Origin of the sequence: Aureimonas ureilytica DSM 18598 = NBRC 106430, assembly GCF_000382705.1 — a bacterium.
Classification (GTDB): Bacteria; Pseudomonadota; Alphaproteobacteria; order Rhizobiales; family Rhizobiaceae; genus Aureimonas; species Aureimonas ureilytica.
Map to the genome: position 1 here is coordinate 25,909 of NZ_ARQE01000013.1, position 26,912 is coordinate 52,820.

Here is a 26,912-nt window from a genome sequence, read left to right on the forward strand (position 1 = left end):
GGCAAGCTTGGGAGCGCGTCGGGTTTGGCCTGGCGGCTTCGATGTCGTAAAGCGACGGTCGGATTTGAGGCATCAAGGGAGACGAGCATGGACGCGGCGGCAATGAAGGACGAGGTGGCGCGCGCCGCCCTGGCCCATATCGAACCCGGAATGCGCCTGGGGATCGGGACGGGCTCGACGGCGGAAGCCTTCATCCGCGTGCTGGCGCCCAAGGTGCGCGAGGGCATGCGCATCGTCGGCGTGCCGACCTCCGAGCGCACGGCCAAGCTTTGCGCCGAGCTCGGCGTGCCGCTCGCGACGCTCGAAGACCTGCCCGAGCTGGACCTCACGATCGACGGCGCCGACGAGGTCGATCCGCGCCTGCGGCTGGTGAAGGGCGGGGGCGGGGCCTTGCTGCGCGAGAAGATCGTGGCGGCGGCATCAAGCCGGATGCTGGTGATCGCCGACCGCTCCAAGAAGGTCGAGCATCTCGGCGCCTTTCCGCTGCCGATCGAGGTCAACGGGTTCGGCCTCCTGTCCACGACGCTCGCCATCGAGCGGGCCGGCGCGATGCTCGGTCTCGCCGGGCCGATCCAGCTGCGCATGGCCGGCGACAAGCCCTTTATTACGGACGGTGGCCATCTCGTGATCGACGCATCATTTGGCCTCATTCCCGATCCAGAAGCCCTATCTGCTGCTTTGCACGCCATTCCGGGCGTGGTCGAGCACGGCCTTTTCCTCGGCTTGGCCACATCCGTGCTTCTGGCGGGGCGCGATGGAATCGAGCGTCTGGGCGCGGCGTGACGCCAAGCGGCGTTCGCGACACGCTAGGGGCTTGCGGCTCGAACCGGAGTTTGGCACGGGTGCGCCGACCAGGAATTGATGGAGAAGGAAGTCCGATGGTTTTCAGCCGAACGCTGCGTGGCGGTCTCTATGCCGTCGTGGCCCTCGCGGGTCTCGCGAGCGCGCCCGCCATGGCGCAGGAGATCAGCGCGTCGCATCTGGCGGCCGCGCGCGAGGCTGTCGACGCGATCGACACGACCGAGCAGTTCGATCAGATCCTTCCCAACGCCGCGACGCAGATCAAGGCCGAACTGATCGTCAACAATCCGGACCTTCAGTCGAAGATTTCCGAGATGGTGGACGATGCGGCCATCGCGCTCGCGCCGCGCCGCGCCGATCTCGAAAACGAGATCGCCCGCATCTACGCCAAGATCTTCACCGAGCAGGAGCTGCGCGAGATCGGCCAGTTCTATAGTTCGGAAGCCGGCCGCAAGCTCATCAAGCAGGGCCCCCAGGCCTCGCGCGAGATGATGGCTGCCGCCGACGTGTGGAGCAACGGGATCGTGCGCGATCTGCGCGACAGCGCCCAGAAGGGCATGGCCAAGCTCGCGCCTCCGGCCGCGGCTCCGACCAAGACCCAGTGACGTCAGACGATCGTCCGCTATAAGAACGCGAGGGCGGCCCGTCGGCCGCCCTTTCTTTTTTGCAAGGAGAAGCGCCTTGGCTACGTCTGGCTTCGACTACGACCTGTTTGTGATCGGCGGCGGTTCGGGCGGCGTGCGCGCCGCGCGCCGAACGGCGGCTCTGGGTCGGAAGGTCGGGATCGCCGAGGAATATCGCTATGGCGGCACCTGCGTCATCCGGGGCTGCGTTCCCAAGAAGCTCCTGGTCTACGCGTCGCAATATTCCGAGGCCTTCGAGGACGCGGCGGGCTATGGCTGGTCGGTCGGCGAAACCCAATTCGACTGGCCGAGCCTGATCGCCGCCAAGGATCGCGAGATCGACCGACTGGAGCAGATCTACCGCCGCAATCTGGAAAAGGCCGGCGCCGAGATCCTGAAGAGCCGCGCGGTGCTGGAAGGCCCGAATGAAATCCGCCTTCTGGCGACCGACAAGGTCGTCACCGCCGAGCGCATCCTGATCGCGGCGGGCGGACGCGCCAATCCCTTTGCCGACATGCCGGGCGCCGAGCACTGCATCACGTCCAACGAGGCCTTCCACCTCAAGCGCCTGCCGGAATCGATCGTGATCCTGGGCGGGGGCTATATCGCCGTCGAGTTCGCCAACATCTTCCTCGGCCTTGGGTCGGAGGTGACGCTGGTCTATCGCGGCAAGGAAATCCTCCAGGGCTTCGACGACGACCTGCGCCACGAGCTGCATGAAGCCATGGTTCGCAAGGGCTGCCGCATCCGCTGCGAGGACACGCTGGTGCGGGTCGACCAGAAGGCGGACGGCCGGTTCCAGGCCCATCTCAAGGGCGGCGAGTGCCTCGACGCGGACGAGGTGATGCTGGCCGTCGGCCGCCAGCCGAACACGATCGATCTCGGCTGCGAGAAGGCCGGCGTCGAGCTCGACGGCAAGGGCGCCATCAAGGTCGACGACTATTCCAAGACCACCGCCGACAACATCTGGTCGATCGGCGACATCACCGGCCGCATCCAGCTGACGCCTGTCGCGATCCACGAGGCCATGTGCTTCGTGGACACGGTGTTTCTGGACAAGCCGACCAAGCCCGACTTCGACCTGATCCCGACCGCCGTCTTCTCGCAGCCCGAAATCGGCACGGTGGGAATGACGGAAGCCGAGGCGGCGAAGGCGATCGGCGATCTCGACATCTTCCGCGCGCGCTTCAAGCCCATGCGTCACACGCTGACGGGCCGCGAGGAGTTCATGCTGATGAAGCTCGTCGTGGACGCCCGGACGGGCGTCGTCGTTGGCGCGCATGTTCTCGGGCCGGACGCCGGGGAACTGGGGCAGCTTCTCGGCATCTGCGTCAAGGCGAAGTTGCGCAAGGAGGATTTCGACCGCACCATGGCGCTTCACCCATCGGCGGCCGAGGAACTCGTGACCATGTACGAAGCGAGCTATCGCATCCGGAACGGAGCGCGCGTGGATGGCTGAGGGAGAGCGTCCGATCCATCCCGATGAGCCGAGGCTGGAAGAGCTCGCCCGCGAAGGGCGGGTGATCGGCTATTTCGGCTACGGCTCGCTGGTGAACAAGCGGACGCTGCGCACGAAGTTTCTGGGCATTCGCCGTGCCGAGGTTCGCGGCTGGCGTCGCGCATGGCTGCCCCGCAAGGGGCAGTCCATGGCGCTTCTGTCGGTTCGGCCGGAAGACGAGGCGCTGACGCAGGGCGTCGTCGTCTATGATCTCGCCGACCATCTGCCGGCCGTGGACGAGCGCGAGGCGGCCTATCACCGCCGCGTCGTCATGCCCGATCACGTGACCATTCGCGGCGGGGCCCTGCGGGACGTTCCCTTGTTCATCTACGAGGGCAAGCCGGAACAGCCCGACGCGGCCCAGACCGGCGCGGCGATCCTCCAGTCCTATCTCGACGCGGTGCTTCAGGGCTTTCTTTCGCTCTACGGCGACGCGGGCCTTCGCCGCTTCATTTCGGAGACGGACGGGTTCCGGACCGCGATCCTCCAGGACCGCGCTTCGCCGCTCTATCCGCGCCCGGTGACGCTCGCCGATGGCGAGGCCGAGCTGTTCGATCGGCTGGTTCTGGAGGCCGGCGCGCGCTTCATGCCCGTCTCGTGAGCGGCTGATCGGTAAACGCTTTCGTGACAAAACCTTCCGTTCGTGTCACACCCGCCCGACCGAGCGTCGATGGCCCATTGATCGGCCTGCCGCGAAGCCGTCCCGAGACATGCGAAACCCAAGGGGAGACGGCCGGACGTCGTTCGGGTGAGGAGAGGTTCATGGCCAAGGATTGGAACCCCGCGAGCTGGCGCAGCAAGGCGATCGAGCAGGTGCCTGCGTATCCCGACGCGAATGCTCTTGCGGAAACGGAAAAGCGCCTCGCCTCCTTTCCCCCGCTGGTGTTTGCAGGTGAGGCGCGGAAGCTGAAGAAGGCGCTCGGCGAAGTGGCCGAAGGGCGCGGCTTCCTGCTGCAGGGCGGCGACTGCGCCGAAAGCTTCGCCGAGCATGGCGCGGACAATATCCGCGACTTCTTCCGCGCCTTCCTTCAGATGGCCGTCGTCCTGACCTTCGGCGCGTCCTCGCCCGTCGTGAAGGTGGGCCGCATCGCCGGGCAGTTCGCCAAGCCGCGCTCGTCGGGCACCGAAACCAAGAACGGTGTGTCTCTGCCGTCCTATCGCGGCGACATCATCAACGGGATCGAGTTCGAGGAAGCCTCGCGCATTCCGAACCCCGAGCGGCAGGAAATGGCGTACCGCCAGTCGGCGGCGACGCTCAACCTTCTGCGCGCCTTCGCGCAGGGCGGCTATGCCAATCTCGACAATGTGCATCAGTGGATGCTCGGCTTCGTGGCCGGCTCGCCGCAGGCGGAGCGATACGGCCAGATCGCCGATCGCATCTCCGAGACCATGGCCTTCATGCGCGCCATCGGCATCGATTCGGAAACCCATCCCGCGCTGCGCGAGACGGATTTCTTCACCAGCCACGAGGCGCTGCTGCTCGGCTACGAGCAGGCGCTGACGCGCGTCGATTCGACCAGCGGCGAATGGTACGCCACGTCGGGTCACATGATCTGGATCGGGGACCGCACCCGCCAGCTCGACAACGCGCATGTCGAATATTGCCGTGGCATCCGCAATCCGCTCGGCGTCAAATGCGGCCCCTCGCTGTCGGCGGACGACCTCCTGCGTCTCATCGACATCCTGAACCCACAGAACGAGCCGGGCCGTCTGACGCTCATCAACCGCTTCGGTCACGAGAAGGTCGGCGAGCATCTTCCGCGGCTCATTCGCGCGGTGGAGCGGGAAGGGCGCAAGGTCGTGTGGTCCTGCGATCCGATGCATGGCAACACGATCACGGTGAACGACTACAAGACGCGGCCCTTCGACCGCATCTTGAGCGAAGTCGAGACCTTCTTCGAGGTACACCGGGCCGAAGGCACCCATGCGGGCGGCATCCATGTCGAGATGACCGGCAAGGACGTGACCGAATGCACCGGCGGCGGCGCGCGTCCGGTTCTCGCCGAGGACCTGTCGGATCGCTACCACACGCATTGCGACCCCCGCCTCAACGCCGATCAGGCGCTGGAGCTGTCCTTCCTGATCGCCGAGCGCATCAAGAAGGAACACGAGGCCCGCCAGCTGCCTCGCACGGCCGTCAACTTCTGATTGGCCACCAAGTTCCGAACAAGCGAAAGGCCGGGTCGTCGACCCGGCCTTTTTCGTATCTCGGGTTTGCCATCTCGGCGAAGGCGCCTAGCGCCGCCGCTTGCTGTCCGACGTCCGGTCGCGCGACGAGGGCGCGATCCGCGCCTCCACCGGATCGCCGCGCTTCGGCTCGCCCGGATGCTTGCGGACGCGGTTGAACAGGCGATCCCGGAGGACGGAGCCGCCCTGCTGCCACGCAAAGAAGGCGATCAACGCGATGGCGAGCACGGCAAGGAAGATCAGCATGCCATGCTCCATCATCTCGAGATGCTGGAACACCGACGCGATCGAATAGCCGAACACGTAGCCGATCGTTGTGAAGATACCGGCCCAGATCGCCGCGCCGAAGAAATTCAGGATCAGGAAGCGCGGCACGCTGATCGAGGAGAGGCCGAGCGCGATGAGGCCGGGCATCCGCAGACCGTAGATGTAGCGGTTCACGATGACGAAATAGGCCTGGAACCGATCCACCAGCCGCAACGCCTTGGTGAATTTGGGCTTGCGCTTCCAGCGCGTCACCCAGTCGCTATTGGAGAAGTAGCGCGAGAAGAGAAACACGGCCAAGTCGCCGCAGAAGGAGCCGACGAAGGCGAGCCCGCTCATGAGCCATAGGGGATGGGTGCCGCGATAGGCCAGGAAGCCGCCGATGATCGCGAACACCTCTCCCTCGAAGAACGTACCGACGAAGACGATGCCGAGCCCGAAGCGGTCGATCAGTGCAAGGATTTCGTTCACGCAAGCTCCGGGTGACTCGGCGGACTCTTCTTGTCCGCCCGCCCTATGTCGGGCGTGACGGCTATTTTGCAAATGCTAAGTGCAGCGTGGTCGCTTCGGTGTCCATTCGGCGGGGGCTCTGTTGCCTGAGGGCGTCGATACCCGTTCAACGCGCAGCGCTTCCAACGCAGGGCAGCGGACGTTCCGTCTCGGCCCGATCTCGCGGCAGCCTTCCATTTGCCCTATGACATCCCATCGAACGCAGGAGCGACCCCGCCGTGCCGCCTGATCTTCCGCCTCTTTCCGACATCGCAACCGCCTTCCTGTTCGTCGGGGCGCTCTTCGTCCTGCGCTTCCTCCTCGCCTTGCGGCGGCTGCGGAGCGAAACCGGCGCGCAACCGGGCTTCGCGCTCTCGGATTTTTCGAGAACGCGCCGCCTCAACGCCTTCGGCGCCGAACACGAGCCCGAGCGACGCCATGCGGTTCGTCAGCTTTACACCGGCCTTGCCTTCCTCGCCCTCGGCGTCGGCCTGTTCGGTTGGTTGCTCGCCGCGTCGCTTTTGGGGTTCGCGGTGCCGGCGGCGCGTCTCGCCTAGCGGTCCACGTCCGTTGCGGGAGAGCGGGCCATGCGCTATCGCCGGCCCATGACCGTCACCGTTCGCTTCGCGCCGTCTCCGACCGGCTACCTCCATATCGGCAATCTTCGCCCGGCCCTGTTCAACTGGCTGTTCGCGCAGCGGGAGGGCGGGCGCTTCGTCCTGCGCTACGACGACACCGACACGGAGCGATCGCGCCGGGAGTATGCCGACGCTATCCTAGAAGACATTCAGTGGATCGGCATCCGGCCCGACGAGATCGTCCGGCAGTCCGAGCGCATCGCCCTTTATGACGCCGCCGCCGAGCGCCTTCGCGAGAAGGGCTTGCTCTACCCCTGTTTCGAGACGCCGGACGAGTTGGAGCGCCGCCGCAAGCGCCGCATGGCGCGCGGCCTGCCGCCGATCTACGGCCGCGAGGCGCTGAGCCTGACCGAGGCCGAGCGCGAGGCCTTCGAGGCGGAGGGCCGACGCCCGCATTGGCGCTTCCGGCTTCCCAATTTCCGCGACGATCCGCAGAGCCCCGAGCGCACCGAGGTGCACTGGGACGATGTGGTGCGCGGACGTCAGACGGTCGTTCTCGCCTCGCTGTCCGACCCCGTATTGGTGCGCGAGGACGGAACCTATCTCTACACGCTGCCCTCGGTCGTGGACGATGGCGAGATGGGCATAAGCCATGTGCTGCGCGGCGACGATCACGTCACCAACACCGGCGTTCAGATCGCGCTTTTCGAGGCGCTGGGCTACGCCGTGCCGCTCTTCGGGCACTTCAATCTGCTGACGACGATCGACGGCGAAGGCCTGTCGAAGCGCACCGGCGCGCTGTCGCTGCGCACCCTGCGGGCGGAAGGCTACGAGCCCATGTCACTCGCCTCGCTCGCGGTGCTGACGGGCCTCTCGGGTTCGATCGAGGCCATGCCGGACCTCACCGCGCTGGGGAAGAGGCTGGATTTCGGCGGCGTGTCGGCGTCGAGCTCGAAATTCGACCCTGTCGAACTCGACCGGCTGAACGCCGAACTCGTTCACGCCATGCCCGTCGAAGCCGTGTCGGAACAAGTCGCAGCCTGGGGCGTGCCGGAGGCGGAGCGCGAGGCGTTCTGGACGGCGGTGCGCGGCAACCTGACCAAGGTGCCGGATGGCAAGACCTGGGCCGACATCCTTTATCGCGACCTCGACCCCGCGCCGAGCTTCAACGACGAGGATACAACCTTCCTGCGCGCGGCCTTCGACCTCCTGCCCGACGCACCGTTCGAGCGAACCATCTGGAAGAACTGGACGGATCAGGTGAAGGCGCAGACCGGCCGCAAGGGAAAGGGGCTGTTCATGCCCCTGCGCCTGGCGTTGACCGGGCTCGACCACGGGCCGGAACTTGCCGAACTGCTGCCCCTGATCGGCCGCGATCGGGCTTCGAGCCGCCGCCCCTGAGAGGGGCGACGGTTTGCCATGCGGGCCGGTCGCTCAGCGACCGGCTTCGCCCTGCTGAACGGCCTGCGCCACGGCGATCGCCGCCATGTTGACGACGCCGCGCGAGGTGACCGAAGGCGTCAGGATATGCGCCGGGCTCGCTGCGCCGAGCAGGATCGGGCCGACATGCAGCGCGTCGGTCATGACCTTCACGACATTCATCGAGATATTGGCCGAGTCGAGCGAGGGGAAGAGCAGGAGATTGGCGTCTCCCGTCAGTGTCGAATTGGGCATGACGCGCTGACGCAGGACCTGCGACAGGGCCGCGTCGCCATGCATTTCGCCGTCGATCTCCAGATCCGGCGCGCGCTGGTGAACGAGCGACAGCGCCTCGCGCAGCTTGGTCGCGTCCGGATAGTCGCTGGTGCCGAAATTGGAATGCGAAAGGAACGCCGCGCGTGGCGTGATGCCGAAGCGCTTGACCTCCTCCGCCGCGAGACAGGCGATCTCGGCGAGTTCCTCGGCGTTCGGGTTTTCCTGCACATAGGTGTCCGCGAAGAACACCGTGCCATACTGAGACAGGAGAAGGCTGAGGCCCGACAGGCGCTTCACGCCCGGCGCGATGCCGATCACCTGCTTGATATCCCGGATATGGCGCGAGAAGCGCCCGCCAAGGCCGCAGAGCATGATGTCGGCGTCGCCGCGCGACACGGAAACGGCCGCGATCACGGTCGTGTTGGTGCGCACCAGCGCGCGCGCCGTATCGGGGTTGACGCCGCGGCGACCGACCTTCGAGAAATAATGATCGACATAGTCGCGGTAGCGCGGATCGTCTTCGGGGTTCACCACCTCGAAATCCTGGCCCTGGCGAATGCGCAGGGCAAAGCGCTCCAGCCGGGTCTGAATCACGCTCGGACGGCCGACCAGGATCGGCTGGCCGATCTTTTCTTCCAGCATGACCTGCGCGGCGCGCAGCACGCGCTCGTCCTCGCCATCGGCGAAGATGACGCGCTTGCCCGAGTTCCGCGCGATCTGGAAGATCGGCTTCATCACGAGGCCGGAGCGGAACACGAAGCGGTTCAGCCGGTCGATATAGGCGTCCCAATCGGCGATCGGCCGTGCGGCGACGCCCGATTCCTCGGCCGCCTTCGCCACCGCCGGCGCGATCTTCAGGATCAGGCGCGGGTCGAAGGGCGAGGGGATGAGATATTCCGCGCCGAAGACCGGCGTTTCCGAGCCATAGGCCTTGGCCGCGACTTCCGAGACTTCCTCGCGCGCCAGCGCCGCGATCGCGTCCACCGTCGCGATCTTCATCTCCTCGTTGATCGTCGTCGCGCCGCAGTCGAGCGCGCCCCGGAAGATGAAGGGGAAGCAGAGGACGTTGTTGACCTGGTTCGGGAAGTCCGAGCGGCCGGTGCAGATGATCGCGTCCGGGCGGACCTCGCGGGCGAGATCGGGCATGATCTCCGGGGTCGGATTGGCGAGCGCCATGATGAGCGGCCGGTCGGCCATGCGCTTCAGAAGCTCGGGCTTCAAGACGCCGGCGGCCGAAAGACCGAGGAAGATGTCGGCGCCGTCGATCACGTCGGCGAGCGAGCGGGCGTCGGTCTCCTGCGCGTAGACCGCCATCCAGCGGTCCATCCGGCCTTCGCGGCCCTTGTAGACCACGCCGTCCTTGTCGGTGCAGAAGATGTTCTCGACCTTGGCGCCGAGCGAAACCAGGAGGTTGAGGCAGGCGATGGCCGCCGCGCCCGCGCCGGACGTGACGATCTTCACGTCCTCGATGCGCTTGTCGCCGAGCAGCAGCGCGTTGCGCACCGCCGCCGCGACGATGATCGCCGTGCCGTGCTGGTCGTCATGGAAGACCGGGATGCCCATGCGCGCCCGAAGCCGTTCCTCGACCTCGAAACATTCCGGCGCCTTGATGTCTTCGAGATTGATGCCGCCGAAGGTCGGCTCGAGCGCGGCGACGACATCGACGATCCGGTCGATTTCCTGCGCGTCGATCTCGATGTCGAACACGTCGATATCGGCGAATTTCTTGAAGAGGACAGCCTTGCCCTCCATCACCGGCTTGGAGGCGAGGGGGCCGATATTGCCGAGACCGAGCACGGCCGTGCCGTTGGAGACCACCGCGACGAGATTCGAGCGGCTCGTATAGTCGGCCGCGAGATTGGGGTCCTCCGCGATGGCGAGGCAGGGCGCCGCGACGCCGGGCGAATAGGCGAGCGCGAGGTCGCGCTGATTGCCGACGGGCTTGGTGGCCTGGATCGCCAGTTTACCGGGCTTGGGATGGCGATGATAGAAGAGCGCCTGCTCGTTCAGATCGGCGGCGGCGTTCTGCCGCTTGGTTTCTTCGGCGCTCATGCTCTCTCCATCGCTTGCGAACCGGGCGGACGCAACGGTTCGGTTACCCTGCATCCACCCCCGCGAAGCCTGTAGGACAGATGCGCCCCAAAGGGCAATCGGCAAGCGCCCCCGGCGCGTGCCGCGCTGCGTCATACGCCTGCAACAGGCTTAATGCAGATTAAGACCCGTGAGGCGCGAAGAGAACTGGACGGTCCGATGGAACAGTGGAACGCGACGCGGCATGTGCGAACCCTGTTCCTGTCCGACATCCATCTCGGGTCGCGGGCGGCGCAGGCCGATCTTCTCATCGACTTCCTGCGCTGCCACGACGCCGAGAAGATCTATCTCGTCGGCGACATCGTGGACGGCTGGCGCCTCAAGCGCTCCTGGCACTGGCCGCAGTCGCACAATGACGTCGTTCAGAAGCTGTTGCGCAAGGCGCGCAAGGGCACCGAGATCATCTACGTGCCCGGCAATCACGACGACTTCCTGCGCGATTTCGTCGGCTCGCATTTCGGCGGCATCGAGGTGCGGCTGAACGACGTGCATGTGACCGCCAACGGCAAGCGGCTCCTGGTGATGCATGGCGACGAGTTCGACGTGGTGGTGCGCCACGCCAAGCTCATCGCGCATCTCGGCGACTGGGCCTATGACATGGCGATCGCCATCAACGTCGTGCTCAACTGGACGCGCCGTCGCCTTGGCTTCGGCTACTGGTCCTTCTCGTCCTGGGCGAAGGGCCGCGTGAAGCGCGCCGTCAACTTCATCGGCGCCTTCGAGGAGGCGCTGTCGGGCGAGGCCAAGCGGCAGGATTGCGAAGGCGTGATCTGCGGCCACATCCACCACCCGAAGATCGAAGACCTCGGCGACATGCTCTACGTCAACACCGGCGACTGGGTGGAGAGTTGCTCGGCCATCGTCGAGCGCCACGACGGAACGCTCGAACTCGTGCGCTGGACGGCGCTCGAAAAGCTCGACCCGACGACCGACCCGCGCGTCGGGATGCGCTTCCTGAAACCCCGCGAGCGGATGCCCGAAGCAGCGGAGTAAGCCTCTCCGGGGTTTGCCCCGTCGGAAGGCCTTTGATAGGGGACGGCAAGGCTCGTCCTCGAAAGCGCTCGCCATGGTTTCGCATCCGCCGATCTCGTCCGACCCGAAGCGGCGGTTCGATCGGCGCATGTCCTTGGTCTTTGCCGGCAATTTCGTCTCGCTCGGCATCTTCTTTCCCTTCTTCCCGGTCTGGCTGGCCCATGAGGGGCTGAATGGCGAAGAGATCGGCCTGATCCTGGCGCTGCAGATCGGCCTTCGCGTTCTCGTCTGCCCGCCCGTTCTCCGCTTGGCCGACCGCTCCCGCGACAGGGCTCATCTGCTGATCGCCACGAGCGTCGCCAGCTTGGCGGCCGCCTGCGTCTACACGATCGTCGATGGCTACACGCAGATCCTCGTCGCGACTCTCGTTCTGGCGGCGGTCTGGTGCCCCGCCATTCCCTTAAGCGATGCGATCGCCTTGTCCGGCGTGCGGCGTCTTGGATCGGATTATGGGCGCTCCCGCCTTTGGGGATCGCTCAGCTTCATCCTTGCCAATGTGGTCGGCGGTATCGCGCTGGGGCATCTGGGGCCGGGCGGCTTCCCAATGGTTCTGTCGCTGACCTTTCTCGCGACCGTCGCGGTCACGCTCTTTGCGCCGCGCATGGGACGACCCCTTCGCGCCTCGCCGCTTCCGCTCTCGCCCTCGCAGGAGCCCTGGCTGCCGCAGCGCTCCTTGACCTCGCGTCTTCGCCGGCTGGCCCCCGCGCCGGACTTGCGCCGGCTCCTGCCGTTTCTCCTCGCCATCGCCCTGATCCAGGCGAGCCACGCGCTCCTCAACGGTTTTGCCTCGCTCGTCTGGGCGCGGCTCGGCTACAGCGCGATGGAGATCGGCTGTTTCTGGGCGATCGGCGTCATTGCCGAAGTCGTGCTCTTCCGTCTGGCAGCCAAGCCCTTGCGCCGCTTCGGCGTGCGCAGCTTCCTGATCGCCGCCGCGCTGACGGCCTCGGCGCGGTGGACGCTTCTGACCTTCGATCTTGGCCTTCTGGGCTTTGCCGTCCTGCAAACCGCCCATGCGCTCACCTTCGCGGCGACGCATGTCTCGCTTCAATCCCTGATCGGCTCCTCGGTCGCCGAAAACCGGTTCGGCGCGGCGCAGGGGTTGAGCTTCGCCTTGCAGACGATTCTCATGGCCGCCGCGACCTTGGGCGGCGGCCTTCTCTACGAGACGATCTTCTCCAGCGCCTTCTACGCCATGGCTGCCATGGCTCTCACGGCCTTCGCCATCCTGCTTCTAGCGCCTCAGCCCCAGAGCGAGGGCTCGGGCGGAAAGACGAGCGAGCCTTCGTAGCGCAGCCCGTTCGGGCGATCCTCCCGCAGGAGGAGCGGGCCGTCGAGATCGACGAGTTCGGCGCCTTGCGCCAGGATAAGCGCAGGCGCCATGCCGAGCGATGTGCCGACCATGCAGCCGACCATGACCCCGAAGCCGAGCCGACGCGCCTCGGTCAGGAAGACCAGCCCTTCGGTGAGGCCGCCGGTCTTGTCGAGCTTCAGGTTCACATAGTCGTAGCGCCCGATCAGCTCGTGCAGGTCCGCGCTGCCATGCACGGATTCATCCGCGCAGATCGGAACCGGATGCGGCGTGCGGGACAGGATCTCGTCCTTGCCGGCGGGCAGGGGCTGTTCCACGACGAAGGCCCCGATCGAGGCGGCCGCAAGAAGGTTGGATTTCAGATTGTCCGGTGTCCAGCCCTCGTTGGCGTCGATGATCAAACGCGCCCGAGGGGCCGCCTCGCGCACCGCGCGCATCCGCGCCGGGTCGTCCTCGCCGCGTCCGACCTTGACCTTGAGCACCGAGCGATGCGCGACGAGCCGCGTCGCCTCGGCCATCTCCTCGGGCGTTCCGAGCGAGATCGTGTAGGCCGTTTCCACGGCATCGAGGGCGGGCAGGCCGGCGAGGTCCGCCGCTCGGCGTCCTTCTCGCTTGGCTTCCATGTCCCAAAGGGCACAATCCACCGCATTGCGCGCCGCGCCGGGTGGCAGCAGAGCCTTAAGCGCCGCGCGATCCGCCCCCCGTTCCAGATCGGCGCGGATGCTCTCGATCGCGGCGACGACCGTCTCGACACTCTCGCCGTAACGCGCATAGGGAACGCATTCGCCGCGCCCGTTCACGCCGTCTCGCGCGAGAGTACAGGAAACAACCACCGCTTCGGTCTTCGCGCCGCGAGCGATCGTGAATTGCTTCGCTAGCAAAAAAGCGTCCACTGTGACCGAAAGACGACTCGTCATTTTAATCCTTTAGCCGATCTTAACGCCTCTATTCGGCGTCTTTTTGCGACGCTACGTGTGCAACGCGAGGAGTGGAAGAGCCTGATTGGGCCATTCCTGCTCAATCAAGGGCTTGAACTCTCGGAATGCTGGACAAACCAAAGCCAGACGGGCGCAACGGCCAGGGAAACCCGGACGCGGCCACGCCCTCGATCGAAGCGGAAAAAGGCAAGACCGGCATCGTCCTGAAATTGGGCGGAGACTGGCTCGCGCGCACGATCGGGTCGATCGAAGACAAGGTGGACGAGACGGCCCGTGCCGATCTCGGACAGACGATCGTGCTCGACTGCGCCGGGATCGGCCGGATGGACACGTCGGGCGCCTACCTGATCGAACGCCTCGCCCGCCAGATGGGCGAGAAGGGCGGCAAGGTCGAGTTCAAAGGCGACGACAAGGACCGCACGCTGTTCGAGGCGGTGCGCAAGTCGCTCGACGTCAAGCGTCAGCCCCCCTCGGCCAAGACCTCCTCGCCCGTGACGGACTTCTTCGCCAGGATCGGCGAGAACATGTTCGCCATGGTGCGCGAGGTTACGACCGGCCTCAACATCATCGGCGCCGCGCTCTACGGCGCGGGCCGCCGGATGACCGGGCAGACGCAGATTCGCCCCGCCGCGATCGTCAATCAGATGGATCGGATGGGCGTCCGCGCCGTGCCGATCATCTTTCTCATGAGCTTCCTGATCGGCGCCGTCATCGCGCAGCAGGGCGCGTTTCAGCTCCGCAATTTCGGCGCCGAGATCTTCGTGGTCGATCTCGTCGGCATCCTGCAGCTGCGCGAAATCGGCGTGCTGCTCACCGCGATCATGATCGCAGGCCGCTCGGGTAGCGCCATCACGGCCGAGATCGGCTCGATGAAGATGCGCGAGGAGGTCGACGCACTCCACGTCATCGGCCTCAATCCGATCGGCGTCCTGATCTTCCCGCGCCTCGTGGCCCTGGTGATCGTCCTGCCGCTCCTGGCCTTCATCGCCGACATTGCGGGACTTCTCGGCGCGATCATCGTGACCTGGATCTATTCCGGCATCACGCCGGACGCGTTCATCACGCGCATGCGCAGCGCGATCGACGTCGGCACCGTGTTCGCGGGCCTGATCAAGGCACCCTTCATGGCCATCGTCATCGGCATCGTCGCCTCGATGGAAGGCATGAAGGTCGGCGGCAGCGCCGAAAGCCTCGGCCGCCACGTCACGGCCTCCGTCGTCAAATCCATCTTCCTCGTCATCCTGATGGATGCTGTTTTTGCGATCTTCTATGCCGCCATCGGATACTGAAACGACGCGTCCGGCCGAGGACAAGGACATCATCATCCGCGCGAGCGATGTGACGGTCCGCTTCGGCTCCAAGACGATCCTCGACGGGCTGAACCTCGACGTGCGACGGGGCGAGATTCTCGGCTTCGTCGGCGCGTCCGGCACCGGCAAGTCCGTGCTTCTGCGCACGATCCTCGGTCTGAACCCCAAGCAGGGCGGCAAGATCGAGGTCTTCGGCACGGATTACGACAAGGCCAGCGAGGCCGAGCGGCTGGCGGTCGAGCAGCGCTGGGGCGTCCTGTTCCAGCAGGGCGCGCTGTTCTCCTCGCTGACGGTGCTCGAGAACATCCAGGTTCCCATGCGGGAATATCTGGATATCTCGCCCAAGCTCATGGAAGAGCTCGCCCGGTTGAAGATCGATCTCGTCGGTCTCGCGCCGGACGCCGCCGAGAAATTTCCCTCCGAGCTTTCGGGCGGCATGATCAAGCGCGCGGCGCTCGCCCGCGCGCTCGCGCTCGATCCCGACATCGTCTTCCTGGACGAGCCGACCTCGGGTCTCGATCCGATTGGCGCGGCCGATTTCGACGAACTCATCATGACGCTGCGCGATACGCTCGGGCTCACCGTCTATATGGTGACACACGACCTCGACAGCCTATTTATGGCGTGCGATCGAATCGCGGTCCTCGGGCAGAAGAAGGTCCTCGTGGAAGGACCGCTCGAGACCATGCTGGAGCACGACGACCCCTGGGTCCGCTCCTATTTCCACGGCAAGCGCGCCCGAACCGTCGTGCCGAAAGACGAGAATCCGCACTACGCGGTAAAGGACAGTGATGGAAACTAGAGCGAATTACGTCCTCGTCGGCATCTTCACGGTTGTCGTCCTCGCCCTCAGCTTCGGCTTCGTCTACTGGTCCGCCAATGTCTCCGACCGCGACCAGCGCACGACGCTCCTGATCCGCATCGAGGGCTCGGTCTCCGGCCTCAGCCAGGGCAGCGCCGTTCTGTTCAACGGGTTGAACGTCGGCACGGTGCAGAGCCTTCGCATCGACCCGAACAATCCGCGCGTGGTGATCGCGACGACGCAGGTCGATCGCACGACGCCGATCACGACATCGACCACGGCCACGATCGGCTTCCAGGGCCTCACCGGCATCGGCTTCATCGGCCTGACGGGCGGCAACGTGAACGATCGCAACATCCTCCAGTCGGCGATGGAGCAGGGCACGACGCCCGTGATCCGCGCCAACCCGTCCGATGTCACCGACATCCTGGCCACCGCGCGCGATATCGCCGACCGCGCCAACAACATTCTCGGCGAGTTTGAATCGATCGTTCAGGCCGTCGGCCCGTCGGTCCGCACGACGGCGGAAAACGTCGCGCAGACCTCGACCAATGTGCGCACCTTCACCGACAGCCTGGCGGCCAATGCCGATCAGATCGACGATTTCCTCGGTAGTCTGGCGCGCCTGTCGACCAGCGCCAACAATGTCGCCGAGCGCCTGCCGCCGCTGATCGACCGGGTCGGAAACTTCCTCGCCGCCCTGAATGTCGGCGCCGTCAACGATTCCATCCAGAACGTCGCCGCCATCACGCAGACGGTGCGCGGACAGACCGACAATTTCGTCACCGCACTGGATTCGATCGGCGAAACCGCCCGCAGCCTCGGCTCGATCGGCGACGTGATCCGTCAGAACACGCCGAGCCTCAACGCCTTCCTCGGCCGTCTCGACCCGATCAGCGAGTCCGCGAGCCGCGTGGCGACCCGCCTCGACGGCACGCTGGAAAACGTCAATCGCATCACTGCGGCCGTCAATCCGGATGAAGTGCGCTCGGTGGTGGACAATGTCTCGGGCTTCGCCTCGGCGCTGAACGGCCAGTCCAGCCGCATCGGCACGGTGGTGGCCGCGACCGACACGGTTCTCGCCACGCTGAACAACGCGCTGACCGGCCTGAATGGGACCCGCGCCCGCGTCGACGGTCTTCTCGCCGGCATCCGCGCCGATGATATCTCCCGCGCGGTCAACAACGTCTCGTCGGCCACGACCAATATCGCGAGCGCGGCCGATTCCGTGCGCAATGTCGCCAACGACATCGGCAACCGCCGCGAGGATATCGACGCGATCATCAGCAACACCAAGGACACGACGTCGAACCTGAAGACGGCTTCGGCTCAGGCACAGACGCTGATCAACTCGGTCAACAACCTCGTCAACAGCCCGGATGGCCGAGGCCTGACGGTGGAGGCGCGCGAGACGCTGCGCACGATCCGCCAGACGGCGCAGACCATCCAGGCCGCCGTCGGCCCGATCTCCTCGAACCTCAACAGCTTCACGGGTCAGGGTCTGCAGGAGGTGCGCAACCTCATCCGCGAGGCGACGCGTGCCGTGACGCGGATCGAGCAGGCCGTGACCAACCTGTCCGATAATCCGAGCCGCATTCTCTTCGGCAACGACGGCGCCGGCGAGATTCGCCAGTACGACGGACGCGCCCGCCGCTGACGCGGCGGTCGAGAACGGCTCCCTCTGCCCCGCCGCACTCTCGGGTTCGGCGGGCATCCCAACTTCGGGTGGCTTCCTGGCCGACCCAAACCCCGTGCCGAGGAAATAGAATGTCAGGCAAGGCCTCTCTCAAGCTGCTTTCGGTCTCGCTTCTGGCCGCGCTTCTCTCCGGCTGCGCGTCGTTGAAGGAGCCACCCGCGACGTTCGAGCTTTCCCCACCGCCGCCAGCGAGCACCCGCGCGGCCGCGACCAAGGCGCAGATCCTGATCCCCGAGCCGACCGCCTCCAAGTCGCTCGACAGTCAGCAGATCGTCATTCGCCCGACGCCGCAGACGATCGAGACGCTGGGCTCCAGCCAGTGGAGCGATCGGCTCCCGCGCCTGATCCAGCTCCGTCTGCTCCAGGCGTTCCAGAACACGGGCCGCGTCGGCGCGGTCGGCGTTCCCGGCCAGGGACTCGCGATCGACTATCAGATCGTCACGGAACTGCGCCGCTTCGAAGTGGTGGTGGATGGCGGCGCCTCGACCGCCGTGGTGGAACTCTCCGTGAAGGCCCTGAACGATCGCACCGGCGTCGTTCGCAGCACACGCATCTTCCGAGGCACGGCGCCCGTCACGGCCGCCGGCAATCCGGCCTATGTCGCGGCGCTGGATCAGGCGTTCGGGCAAGTCGCCGACGAGGTCGTGGCCTGGACGCTCAAGCTCATCTGACCGCGCCAACACATTCGGTCGCAATGCCAAGCCCGCCTTTCGAGGCGGGCTTTTTCGTGCGCGGGACGATTACCTCTCGAGCCTCGCAAGTGATGCAGCGTAGTCGCTGACGCGAGGGTTCCACGCGTCCACCGCTGACTCACGACCTGACCCAGTTGGCCTTGAGGACGCCATTCAGGTTTCGAGAGCCGTCCCACGTCGGACTAGAGAACCGACATTCCGACTTGAAACGTCGCTCCGACCGAGACGGGTTGGCGCGCGGTTCGGCGCGCCGCATCGCCTAACGCATTCGCCCAAACGAAAACGGGCAACCCGAAGGCCGCCCGCTCGAATGTCTCGTCTTTGGTGTCCGCGCTTACTCGAAGCGGCCCGAGGCGTGGGCGAGCATCGTGTAGACCTTGCCCGTGTCGGACGAAAGGTAGCTCTTGCTCTTCGCATTGTCCGGGTCGTTGCGGGACGCTTCCTGCAGCAGCATCTCGAAGTCGCCAATATAGCGGTCCACCGCGCTCTTGAAGCTCGCGTCGCGCTGATACTTGCGACGGATCTCGTCGAACGTCTGCTGACCCTTCATCGTGTAGAGGCGGCGCGTGAAAACGTTGCGCTCGCCGCTGCGATAGCGGTCCCAGAGTTCGACCGAGACATTGTGGTCGATCGCGCGGGCGATATCCACCGACAGCGAGTTCAGCGAGTCCACGACATGAGCCTGCGTGCGCTCCTGCCGGTCCGACGCCGTTTCGCTCGCCGCAGGGGCGGGGGCGGCCGGCTCCTGCGAGCCTTCGTCCTCTTCCTGCGAGGCGCGGCGGAGGAGGTCGGAGACCCAGCCCCCCTGACGCTCACCCTCGCCACCCGCCTGCGGACGCTCCGGCAGAGCGGCCGGGCGAAGCGGCGACAGGTCGGAGCCGCGCGGCGCCGGAGCGGCCGGAGCCGCAGGACGCGTCTCCACATGGCCGCGCGTGTCGCGGGCCAGGTTGCCCTCGTTCACATAGCCGCCGGCGAGATAGGCCTCCGGCGCGGCGCGCTCGGCCGCTTCCGCAGGCTGCGCGGCGGGACGGGCGGGCGCCCGGACATCCGTCGAGCGGGCCGCCAGCGGGGCTGCCGGGCGAGCGGATACGGCGCTCGGCGAGCGCACGTCGAGCGAGCGGCCGGACTGCGTGACGATGTCGGTCAGCTCGCGCAGGGCGCGGATCTGGTCGGACACCGCGCGGCGCATGGCACGCGTGCTTTCCTTGGTTTCCTCGGGCAGTTCGAAGACGCCCTTGCGGATTTCCGTGCGCGCGTTTTCCAGCTCGCGGCGGATGTCGGCGGCGGCACGATGCATGTCGCTCGTCGCGCTGCCGAAGCGCTGCGTGGCTTCTTCCACCACGCCGCGGATCGTCTCGCGCACCTGACCGGCGGCGGCGGCGGAGCGGCGCTCCGTTTCTTCCATCTGACGGCCCGCTTCGTCCAGCGACGCGGTGAGATCGCCGCTGATCGTCTCGACGACGGACTGCGTGCGACGCTCGGCTTCGGCGAAGAGGCGATCCACCACGCCCTCGAAGGACAGGAGCATCCGGCCGACATCGTCCGAACGGGTCGCAAGACCGCTGGCGAGCGCTTCCAGACCTTCGCGGCGGCCTTCCAGCGTTTCCTGCAGATTGTTCTGCGAGGAGTCGAGAAGGGCGGCGGCTTCCGTCAGCATGCGCTCGTGCTCGCCAAGCTTCTCGCCGAGGGTCGACAGGCGATCCAGGGCCTGGGCCGTGGTGTCGTCCATCCGCACCACGTTGCGCTCCAGGCGCTCCGAGGAAGCGGCGATCTCGCCGCCCACGCGGTCCGCCTCGTCGCGGAAGCGGGCGCCCGTCTCGTTGAGCGCGGTTTCGGCGCGGCCCATGTTCTGGGCGGCATCGTCCAGAAGGTTGCGCAGGGCCGAATTGCCACTTTCGAGCCGTTCGGCCAGAGAACCGATGTCGCTCGCCAGAAGCTCGCGGGCATCCGAGATCGACGAGGTGAGCGAGCCGGAGCGGTCGTCCAGCGCGGCCAGAAGGCCGGAGGACGAAATGCCCAGATGCTCCACCGTCTCCTCGGCGCGGCGAACGAAGTCCGCCACGATGGCTTCGTTCTCGCTGCGCAGGCGCTCGGCCACCTGACGCGCGGCGGCTTCCAGCGCTTCCACGGCCTGCGAGCCGGTGGAGGACAGGCGCTCGACGATCGGACGGGTTTCGGTGTCGATAAGGCGGGCGATCTCCGCGTTGCGGCCGGACAGAAGGTCCGCCAACTCGCGGGTGCGCTGGTTCATCGAGTCGCTGACGGCCTCGGCGCGGGCCACAAGCTGGTTTTCGGACGCTTCCACGCGCTGGACCAGTTCGTTGCCGAACAGGCCGGTGGATTCGGCGATCTGCTCGCGAATGCGATCGGCCTCGACGCGGATCGCGGTCGCGACACCCGACAGGCGCTGCGTGATCTCGGAGCCTTCCGACATGAGGTTCTGACGGGCGGCCTGCGCGTCGCGCAGGATATTGCCCGCGATGTCGGTCGCGTCCGAGCGCATCGTCCCGGTAACCGAGACGATCTCGTCGCGAATGAGGTTCGCCGCGCTTTCGATCTCGGCCCGAAGAACGGCGGCCGACTGCGTGAGGTCCTCGCGGACGCCGTCCGTGGTTCCGTCGAGAACCTGCGAGAGCTGCACGGACAGTCCGGCGAGCTCCGTCGCGAAGCGCGTGGCGCGCTCGTCGAGGGTCGAGGAGGAGCGGTCCGTCTCGCCCCGGATGAGGGCGGCGGCATCCTGCACGCGGTGGGCGAAGGCTTCCGCATCGCCCGACAGGCGGTTGCGGGCGGCTTCAGCCTGTTCGCTCATCGACAGGGCGACGGCGTCGAGTTCTTCCGACAGGCGAAGCGCTTCGGCCGCCAGACGCTCGCGGGTTTCCCCGGCGCCGTTCTGCAGTCGATCGGTCGCCTGCGTGACCTCGTCCACGATGCGGCGGGCCTGTTCGGCGACTTCCAGCTGCAGACGATCCGTCTCGCCGCGCATGGCGGTGGCGACGGAGCCGACCTGTTCGGCGATGCGTCCCGCATCCTCGAGGAGAAGGCGACGCGACGTCTCGCCCGCTTCGTTGAGGTTCCCGCTGGCGGTCTGGAACTCTTCCACCAGACGGCGGGTCTGCTGGGCGACGTCCTGCTGAAGCTGGTCGGCCTCGACGCGCATGGCGGTGACCATCGAGCTGACCTGCTCGGCGACACGGCCCGCATCCTCCAGGAGGAGGCGACGCGAGGTCGCGCCGGCTTCGTTGAGATTGCCGCTGGCGTTCTGGAACTCTTCGACGAGGCGACGCGACTGATCCGCGACGTCCTGCTGAAGGCGATCGGCCTCGATCCGCATGGCGGTGGCCACCGAGCCGACCTGCTCGGCGATGCGACCGGCGTCTTCCAGAAGGAGACGACGCGAGGCTTCGCCCGCCTCGTTCAGATGGCTGCTGGCGTTCTGGAACTCCGCGACGATCGCGGCGGACTGTTCGGACACCTCGCGGCGCACCAGGTCGGAATTCTCGCGGATCTGCGTCGCGGCGTTGGCGACCTCCTCGCGGATCTGGCTGGCGTCCACCGCGAACTGCTCGCGGGTCTGCGTGCCGACGATGCGCAGCTTGTCGGCGGCGCCTTCCACATCGGCGGAGAGGGCCACGGCCTGATCGGCCACGAGACGACGCGCGGCTTCGGCATCGTCGCGCAGACGCTGCGCCATGTCTTCCAGGCCGCCGGCGAACTCGTTGGCGACCTCGGCGAGACGCTCGCGCGCCGCTTCCGCTTCGGCGCGCATCGCGAGCGACGCTCCGCCGATCTGCGTCGAGAAGCTCGTGCCTTCCAGGGCCAGCGCCTCGCGCACTTCCTCGGCATCCGTGCGCATCCGCACGGCGACCTCGGCCACGGTCTGGCCGAGAGTTTCGGCTTCCTGCGCAAAGCGCTGGCGCGCTTCGTCGCTGAGGTGGCGGATCGTCTCGGCGGAGGCCGCGATGCCTTCCGCGACACGCTCGCTCTCGCCGGTCAGTTCCGTGCGGGCGAGAGCGGACACGTCCTGCACCGACTGCGCGACGGCACGCATCCGGTCCTCGAACTTGCCGACTTCCTCGGCGAAGCGGGCCTGCGCTTCCTCGGACGACGCGCGGAACACGCTGCCGAGTTCACCGATGACGATCGCGATCTTCTGGGTTTCGGACTGAAGGCCGAGACGCGCCCGGTCGGCCTCTTCGCCCATCGTCGCGGTGGCGCCGACGATCGTGTCGCGCAGCGTGTCGGCGATCAGCGTCGCGCGACCCGACAGGGTGCGCTCCACATTGGCGAGGCCGCGCTCCAGCGTCGAGGTCATCGACTCGGTGCGCTCGTCCACGGCAAGGGCGAGCGTGACGACGCCGGCTTCCAGCGCGGCGACGATTTCCTCGCGCTTGGCTTCGAGCGAGCGGGTGACGTTGCCCGTGCTCTGCTCCAGGACGCGGCGCACGTCGTCCGCCCGGTCGCCCAGCGTCGCGGCGAGCGAGCTCGCGACATCCTCGATCGCCGAGGTGAGGTTTTCGCGGCGCTCGTCCATGGCGGCGGCCAGCTGGCCGTCGGATTCCAGAAGCGCGTCCCGCAGCGCGCCGATGCGCTGGTCGAGCGTCTGAGCGATGGCCGAATGGCCCTTGTCGAGTTCCTCGCCGAAGCGGACCGTGCGGGCCTCGAGATCGGTGAGCAGCGAGGACTGCGACGCGTCCGCAAGCTCGCGCATCGCGATGACGCGTTCGTCGAGACCGTCGAGCAGCGCCAGACGCGCGGTTTCCACACTGTCGCGAAGCTGCGTGCCGCGACCTTCGAGCCCGTTCGTCAGCGAGGACACGGCGGCTTCGACGGCTGCCAGGATGCTGCGGGTCGTTTCCTCGGCTTCCTGCGAGAAGGCGCCGCTGCGCGACTCGAGGCTTCCGACCAGCGTGTCGCGCGAGTTGTCGATCAGGGCGCGCAGCTCGTCGACCCGCGCCTGCAACTCGCCGGCGATGCGCTCGACCGAGCTTTCGAAGGCCGCCTCCACACCCGAGGTCTGGAGTTCGAGCCCGGCGAGGAAGGCCTGCCGACGGTCGTCGCCCATCGCGAGGACGCTTTCGAGACGGCCGATGACGTCTTCGCCGACGCGGGCCGTGTAGAGCTCGAGCGATTCGGTCAGCCGCTCGCCGCTCGCCCGCATGAAGGCTTCGCTGGCGGTGAGGCGATCCGAGAGGTTGGTCGAGATCGCGCCGGAACGCTCGTCCAGCTCGTCCAGGAGGCGCGTGGAGCGCTCCGTGATCATGTCGCGCAGCGTCGTCGTGCGCTGATCGAAAGAGCCGGCGAGGTCGCGCGAGTGTTCGTCCAAAACGACGTTGATCGCGTCGCGCTTCTCGGCGAGCAGGGCGTTGATGCGCGTCAGGCGATCGTCGAGATCGCTGCCGAGGAGGGCATGGCCATCCTCGAGGAGGCGCTGCACCTTGTCGGCATGATTTTCGAGCGAGAGGCGGATTTCGTTCGCCTTGCCTTCGGCGCCCGCCGCGATGCGCGTGTCGGCGCCTTCCAGCGCCCCTTCGATGCGCGTGACGCTCGTGTCGACGGACTGGGTGATCGCGTTGCCGCGCTCCTCCAGCGTCGCCGCGAGCGACTGCTGCGCGAAGGCGAGCGAGGTGTCGATGTCGGCGGCGCGGTCGCTCAGCACGGAGCCGAGCGTGCCGATGCGCTGCTCGAACGTGTTGCGTAGTTCGACGGTCTGCGACTGGAACACGGCGTCGACATTGGCGACGGCGTCGCTGGCAGCCTGCGAGATCGTGGCCTGACCGGTCGCGAAGGCGCGGCCGATCTCGCCGGTGCGCTCCGACAGGACATTGGCGAACTCGCCCGTGCGCTCGCGCAGGGCGTCGGAGATGCGGTCGGCGGAGCGATCGATCGCCGCCGCGCGGTTCTCGATCGTGGTGACCAGCGCCGTGCCCTTGCCGGACAGCGCTTCCTCGAGCTGCGCCAGACGCTCGTCGAACCGGCCGAGAATATCGGCGTTGCGCTCGGTCAGAAGCGCCGCCGCCTTTTCGATCCGCGCGTCGAAGCCGCTGTCCATCAGCGAGATGAAACGCTCGGCCTCGGACGACAGCGTCGCGACGCGCTGGTCGAGATTGTCGGCGATCGAGCCCACGAGGGCTTCGCCATCGGTGCGCATGCGCTGCGAGCGGGTGTCGATCGTATCGGCGAGCGTGCGGTCGAACTCCGCGCTCTGCGTGGCCAGGCGCTCGGCGCGATCGGACAGGACCTGGAGCAGCGCCTCGTTGGAAGAGGCGAGGCGGGCCCGCGCTTCCTCGTTGACGGTGGAGACGTTCTGCAGAAGCTCGGCGGAGCGGGCCTTCAAGGCCTCCATCTGCTCCGCCAGCGAGCGGGCGATCTCTTCGCCGGTCTGGCGGAGCTGGCCCGTCGTCGCTTCGGCGGTTTCGTTCAGGCGATCGACCACGGCGGCGCTGCTGCCGAGGAGCGCGCCGTCCACTTCGTGGCGACGTTCGTCGAAGAGCGCCATGAGCGCGCGGCTGCGCTCGTCATAGGCGCGGGAGATTTCGGCGCTGCGCTCGTCGAGAAGCGTGTTGAGGCGGGCCGAGGCTTCCTCGACCTGAGACAGGATGCGGGTGGAGACGCTGTCGACGTCGCCGACCAGCCGGTCATGCGAGCCGACGATCGACGCGCGCAGGCGCTCGGCATGAGACAGCATCGCTTCGCGTTCCGATCCGAGATCGGACACGAGCGAGCGGATCTTCACTTCGTTGTCGGCATAGGCGCGCTCGAGCGAGGAAACCTCGGCGTTCACCAGGCCTTCCAGCTCGCCCATGCGCGCCAGAGCCCGCTCGACGCCTTCGCCGAGCACCGCCACTTCGCGGCGGACCGCCTGCCCGACCGTGCTCACGCGCTCGGACGCCAGACCCTCGGGCTCGGCCAGACGCAGCGCGACCTCGGCGAGCGAACGGCTCATCAGGCGCAGGTCCTGCGAGCGCTTGATCATCACCGACAGGCCCATGACCATGAGCGGCGGCAGGACGACGGCGGCCGCGAGCGGCGCGAGAAGCGGAACGAGATTGGCGGTCAGCGCCGGCTCGCTCGTCAGGAAGGAATAGGAGGCCGACGCCGAAAGCGCCGCCCAACCGGCGGCGATCACGCCGCCGATGACGAGCGGCCGGTTCGAGGAGCGACGGCTGAGAAGTGCGTCGGCCATGACGGCGGCGGAGCGCTGCTCGTCATTGGCGACATCGGTCTTGAAATTGCGGGAGGCGCGGGCCGGGGGCTCGGCGAGCGGCGCGCTGGCGGAGCGGCGCGGGTCGCCGGTCGGCTGCGCCGGCGTGCGCGAGCGGCGCTCGGAGCGAATGCGCGAACTGGCATCGGCGGCCGCCAGAACCGCCGGAGACGCGTTCTCGGCGGCATCGAGCGTCACGTCCGGCGCAACGCTCGGCTGCGGCGCGGCGGTCTCGGCGCGCGGGGCCGCTCCAGCCTGGCTCAAGGCTTCCGGTGATACATCGGCCATGTCGTCGAACTTGAAGTCGGTGAGATCGGGGATCTCGGCGGAAGCTTGGTTTGCGGCGGGAGCGGTAGGGGCGACCGAAGCCGACGACGCAAGACCTGCATCCTCGCGAAGGGCGCGGGTGGCCTCCTCGACGCTGCGATCGAAGTCACTCAAGGCGAATTCGATCGAGATGTCCTCCGCGCGAAGCGTCTGGCTCTCAACATGGCCTTCCGCCTTGCCCGTCAGACGGTCGGCATCGCCTTCGAGCTTGAGGAAGTCCTCATCCTGAAGAGCCGCCTCCAACTCGTTGACCGCTTCGTCGGAAAGCTGTTCGGCCGTCTTGATCTTCGACATCGTGCGCCGCGCCTCGATACTCGTTACATTGGGTCCGTCAGGGCCGTTCGGGCATGCCTTGGGCAGGCCGATCAGCGCCGCGAAGGACCTCGCCACCCTCTCGCCACCGAACGGGCGGCAAGACGGCATGATCCTAGCTCATAAGGTAAATAGGAGAGCTCGGGAAAGAAACCGCAAAAGCGGGCGAAACCTACAAGTTTAAACATTTGGTTAACGCCGCCCGATGGTTCTGCGAGCCGAGTGTGTGGTTCTGACGCCAAACGACGACTCGCAAGTCCGGTTCATGAGCCCACAATGACCAACATGCGATAGGGCCGCCATTCCAAACCCGGGATATTTGTGATTTTCCCCCGATTTCGTTCGCCTTTTCATACCGGAAATGAAGATGTCGTCGTGTTCCCAAGATTTGCCAGTGTTCGATCGAACCATTCTGCTGACGAACTGCGGGGGTGACGAAACATTGGTCGGGGAGATCGAGGGGCTTCTGCTCGCCCAATTGTCGGTCGCAAGACGCAGTCTGCGAGAGGTCGCGCCGGACGAGCGAATGGGGATCGCCCATGCGTTGAAAGGCACGGCGCGCAGCTGCGGCGCCTTGCGGCTGGGGGATCTAGCGGCCCGCCTGGAAGGGGAGCCGGAGGCGGAGGAAAATGTCGCGTCGGTGACGGAAGCGATCCTGTCGCTGGAAGAAACGCTTCGTGCCGATCTGGCGTGCGTGACCGGCGCCGGTTGACCTTGCCGGCTCACCGGTCTACCCGACCGCCATGACAGCCATCGTCTTCCTCGCCCATGACGGCACCCGCTACGAGATCGACGCCGCGAACGGTTCGAGCGTGATGGAGAACGCCGTGCGCAACGACGTTCCCGGCATCGACGCCGACTGCGGAGGCGCCTGCGCCTGCGCGACATGCCATGTCTATGTTGAGGAGGCCTATCTGCCGCTTCTCCCGACCATGGAGGCGATGGAAGAGGACATGCTGGATTTCGCGATCGACGTTCGCGCCAATTCACGCCTGTCCTGCCAGATCCGCATCCGGCCGGAACTGGAGGGGCTCACGCTTCGGGTGCCGGCCCGCCAGCCCTGACGG

The 26,912-nt window shown here is 66.7% G+C and carries 19 protein-coding genes; 15 read left to right on the plus strand and 4 right to left on the minus strand.

The window, feature by feature from the left end:
• Window positions 1–87 precede the first annotated feature (87 nt).
• From rpiA to B146_RS0120935, 5 genes are all read left to right on the plus strand, one after another.
• Window positions 88–783, plus strand: a complete 696-nt coding sequence (gene rpiA / locus B146_RS0120915) for a ribose-5-phosphate isomerase RpiA (protein WP_019998435.1) — start codon at window positions 88–90, stop codon at window positions 781–783.
• Between the two features lie 95 nt (window positions 784–878).
• Window positions 879–1,406 (plus strand): DUF2059 domain-containing protein, encoded by a 528-nt coding sequence (locus B146_RS0120920; RefSeq protein WP_019998436.1) that lies wholly within the window; start codon window positions 879–881, stop codon window positions 1,404–1,406.
• Between the two features lie 76 nt (window positions 1,407–1,482).
• Window positions 1,483–2,883: a glutathione-disulfide reductase gene (gene gor, locus B146_RS0120925; RefSeq protein ID WP_019998437.1), complete on the plus strand. Its 1,401-nt coding sequence runs from the start codon at window positions 1,483–1,485 to the stop codon at window positions 2,881–2,883.
• A complete protein-coding gene (locus tag B146_RS0120930; protein ID WP_019998438.1) occupies window positions 2,876–3,523 on the plus strand; it encodes a gamma-glutamylcyclotransferase family protein in 648 nt (215 codons plus the stop codon). Before gor ends, B146_RS0120930 begins: the two co-directional genes overlap by 8 nt.
• 161 nt (window positions 3,524–3,684) lie before the next feature.
• Complete coding sequence (locus B146_RS0120935) at window positions 3,685–5,070, plus strand: class II 3-deoxy-7-phosphoheptulonate synthase (protein ID WP_019998439.1); 1,386 nt, start codon at window positions 3,685–3,687, stop codon at window positions 5,068–5,070.
• A gap of 87 nt (window positions 5,071–5,157) precedes the next feature.
• On the opposite strand, the gene B146_RS0120940 is transcribed toward B146_RS0120935, so the two are convergent.
• Entirely contained in the window at window positions 5,158–5,844 is a 687-nt protein-coding gene (locus B146_RS0120940; protein WP_019998440.1) for a DedA family protein, read from the minus strand.
• A gap of 257 nt (window positions 5,845–6,101) precedes the next feature.
• On the opposite strand from B146_RS0120940, the gene B146_RS0120945 reads away from it, so the two are divergent.
• Both B146_RS0120945 and gltX read left to right on the plus strand, forming a co-directional pair.
• Window positions 6,102–6,419, plus strand: coding sequence for a hypothetical protein (locus tag B146_RS0120945; protein WP_019998441.1), 318 nt, complete (start codon window positions 6,102–6,104; stop codon window positions 6,417–6,419).
• Between the two features lie 48 nt (window positions 6,420–6,467).
• Window positions 6,468–7,841 (plus strand): glutamate--tRNA ligase, encoded by a 1,374-nt coding sequence (gltX, locus tag B146_RS0120950; protein WP_026358823.1) that lies wholly within the window; start codon window positions 6,468–6,470, stop codon window positions 7,839–7,841.
• Window positions 7,842–7,874: 33 nt separating this feature from the next.
• Here the strand turns inward: gltX and B146_RS0120955 are convergent, their stop codons facing one another.
• Window positions 7,875–10,187, minus strand: coding sequence for an NADP-dependent malic enzyme (locus tag B146_RS0120955; RefSeq protein ID WP_019998443.1), 2,313 nt, complete (start codon window positions 10,185–10,187; stop codon window positions 7,875–7,877).
• Window positions 10,188–10,385: 198 nt separating this feature from the next.
• On the opposite strand from B146_RS0120955, the gene B146_RS0120960 reads away from it, so the two are divergent.
• Window positions 10,386–11,219, plus strand: coding sequence for a UDP-2,3-diacylglucosamine diphosphatase (locus tag B146_RS0120960; protein ID WP_019998444.1), 834 nt, complete (start codon window positions 10,386–10,388; stop codon window positions 11,217–11,219).
• A gap of 73 nt (window positions 11,220–11,292) precedes the next feature.
• Entirely contained in the window at window positions 11,293–12,546 is a 1,254-nt protein-coding gene (locus B146_RS0120965) for an MFS transporter (protein ID WP_019998445.1), read from the plus strand.
• Here the strand turns inward: B146_RS0120965 and dgcA are convergent.
• Window positions 12,498–13,484: an N-acetyl-D-Glu racemase DgcA gene (gene dgcA / locus B146_RS0120970; RefSeq protein ID WP_026358824.1), complete on the minus strand. Its 987-nt coding sequence runs from the start codon at window positions 13,482–13,484 to the stop codon at window positions 12,498–12,500. The genes B146_RS0120965 and dgcA overlap by 49 nt on opposite strands.
• A gap of 125 nt (window positions 13,485–13,609) precedes the next feature.
• Here dgcA and B146_RS0120975 point away from each other — a divergent pair, with 125 nt between their 5' ends.
• From B146_RS0120975 to B146_RS0120990, 4 genes are all read left to right on the plus strand, one after another.
• Window positions 13,610–14,794: an ABC transporter permease gene (locus B146_RS0120975; RefSeq protein WP_019998447.1), complete on the plus strand. Its 1,185-nt coding sequence runs from the start codon at window positions 13,610–13,612 to the stop codon at window positions 14,792–14,794.
• Entirely contained in the window at window positions 14,775–15,617 is an 843-nt protein-coding gene (locus tag B146_RS0120980) for an ABC transporter ATP-binding protein (RefSeq protein WP_019998448.1), read from the plus strand. Before B146_RS0120975 ends, B146_RS0120980 begins: the two co-directional genes overlap by 20 nt.
• Window positions 15,607–17,274 (plus strand): MlaD family protein, encoded by a 1,668-nt coding sequence (locus tag B146_RS27995; RefSeq protein ID WP_019998449.1) that lies wholly within the window; start codon window positions 15,607–15,609, stop codon window positions 17,272–17,274. Before B146_RS0120980 ends, B146_RS27995 begins: the two co-directional genes overlap by 11 nt.
• Before the next feature lie 110 nt (window positions 17,275–17,384).
• On the plus strand, window positions 17,385–17,984 hold the full coding sequence (locus B146_RS0120990) for an ABC-type transport auxiliary lipoprotein family protein (RefSeq protein ID WP_019998450.1): 600 nt from the start codon (window positions 17,385–17,387) through the stop codon (window positions 17,982–17,984).
• A 355-nt stretch (window positions 17,985–18,339) separates the two neighbouring features.
• Here the strand turns inward: B146_RS0120990 and B146_RS0120995 are convergent, their stop codons facing one another.
• Window positions 18,340–25,827, minus strand: a complete 7,488-nt coding sequence (locus B146_RS0120995) for an apolipoprotein A-IV repeat region-like domain-containing protein (RefSeq protein ID WP_019998451.1) — start codon at window positions 25,825–25,827, stop codon at window positions 18,340–18,342.
• A gap of 379 nt (window positions 25,828–26,206) precedes the next feature.
• On the opposite strand from B146_RS0120995, the gene B146_RS26890 reads away from it, so the two are divergent.
• Complete coding sequence (locus tag B146_RS26890) at window positions 26,207–26,557, plus strand: Hpt domain-containing protein (protein ID WP_081631063.1); 351 nt, start codon at window positions 26,207–26,209, stop codon at window positions 26,555–26,557.
• A gap of 31 nt (window positions 26,558–26,588) precedes the next feature.
• Window positions 26,589–26,909: a 2Fe-2S iron-sulfur cluster-binding protein gene (locus tag B146_RS0121005; RefSeq protein WP_019998453.1), complete on the plus strand. Its 321-nt coding sequence runs from the start codon at window positions 26,589–26,591 to the stop codon at window positions 26,907–26,909.
• Window positions 26,910–26,912 lie beyond the last annotated feature (3 nt).

Excerpts from the sequence above, each read along its gene's own strand:
- rpiA (WP_019998435.1), top strand. The coding sequence starts at position 88 with ATGGACGCGGCGGCAATGAAGGACGAGGTGGCGCGCGCCGCCCTGGCC.
- B146_RS0120920 (WP_019998436.1), top strand. The coding sequence starts at position 879 with ATGGTTTTCAGCCGAACGCTGCGTGGCGGTCTCTATGCCGTCGTGGCC.
- B146_RS0120930 (WP_019998438.1), top strand. The coding sequence starts at position 2,876 with ATGGCTGAGGGAGAGCGTCCGATCCATCCCGATGAGCCGAGGCTGGAA.
- B146_RS0120935 (WP_019998439.1), top strand. The coding sequence starts at position 3,685 with ATGGCCAAGGATTGGAACCCCGCGAGCTGGCGCAGCAAGGCGATCGAG.
- gltX (WP_026358823.1), top strand. The coding sequence starts at position 6,468 with ATGACCGTCACCGTTCGCTTCGCGCCGTCTCCGACCGGCTACCTCCAT.
- B146_RS0120955 (WP_019998443.1), bottom strand. The coding sequence starts at position 10,187 with ATGAGCGCCGAAGAAACCAAGCGGCAGAACGCCGCCGCCGATCTGAAC.
- B146_RS0120960 (WP_019998444.1), top strand. The coding sequence starts at position 10,386 with ATGGAACAGTGGAACGCGACGCGGCATGTGCGAACCCTGTTCCTGTCC.
- B146_RS0120965 (WP_019998445.1), top strand. The coding sequence starts at position 11,293 with ATGGTTTCGCATCCGCCGATCTCGTCCGACCCGAAGCGGCGGTTCGAT.
- dgcA (WP_026358824.1), bottom strand. The coding sequence starts at position 13,484 with ATGACGAGTCGTCTTTCGGTCACAGTGGACGCTTTTTTGCTAGCGAAG.
- B146_RS0120975 (WP_019998447.1), top strand. The coding sequence starts at position 13,610 with ATGCTGGACAAACCAAAGCCAGACGGGCGCAACGGCCAGGGAAACCCG.
- B146_RS0120980 (WP_019998448.1), top strand. The coding sequence starts at position 14,775 with ATGCCGCCATCGGATACTGAAACGACGCGTCCGGCCGAGGACAAGGAC.
- B146_RS27995 (WP_019998449.1), top strand. The coding sequence starts at position 15,607 with ATGGAAACTAGAGCGAATTACGTCCTCGTCGGCATCTTCACGGTTGTC.
- B146_RS0120990 (WP_019998450.1), top strand. The coding sequence starts at position 17,385 with ATGTCAGGCAAGGCCTCTCTCAAGCTGCTTTCGGTCTCGCTTCTGGCC.
- B146_RS0120995 (WP_019998451.1), bottom strand. The coding sequence starts at position 25,827 with ATGTCGAAGATCAAGACGGCCGAACAGCTTTCCGACGAAGCGGTCAAC.
- B146_RS26890 (WP_081631063.1), top strand. The coding sequence starts at position 26,207 with ATGAAGATGTCGTCGTGTTCCCAAGATTTGCCAGTGTTCGATCGAACC.
- B146_RS0121005 (WP_019998453.1), top strand. The coding sequence starts at position 26,589 with ATGACAGCCATCGTCTTCCTCGCCCATGACGGCACCCGCTACGAGATC.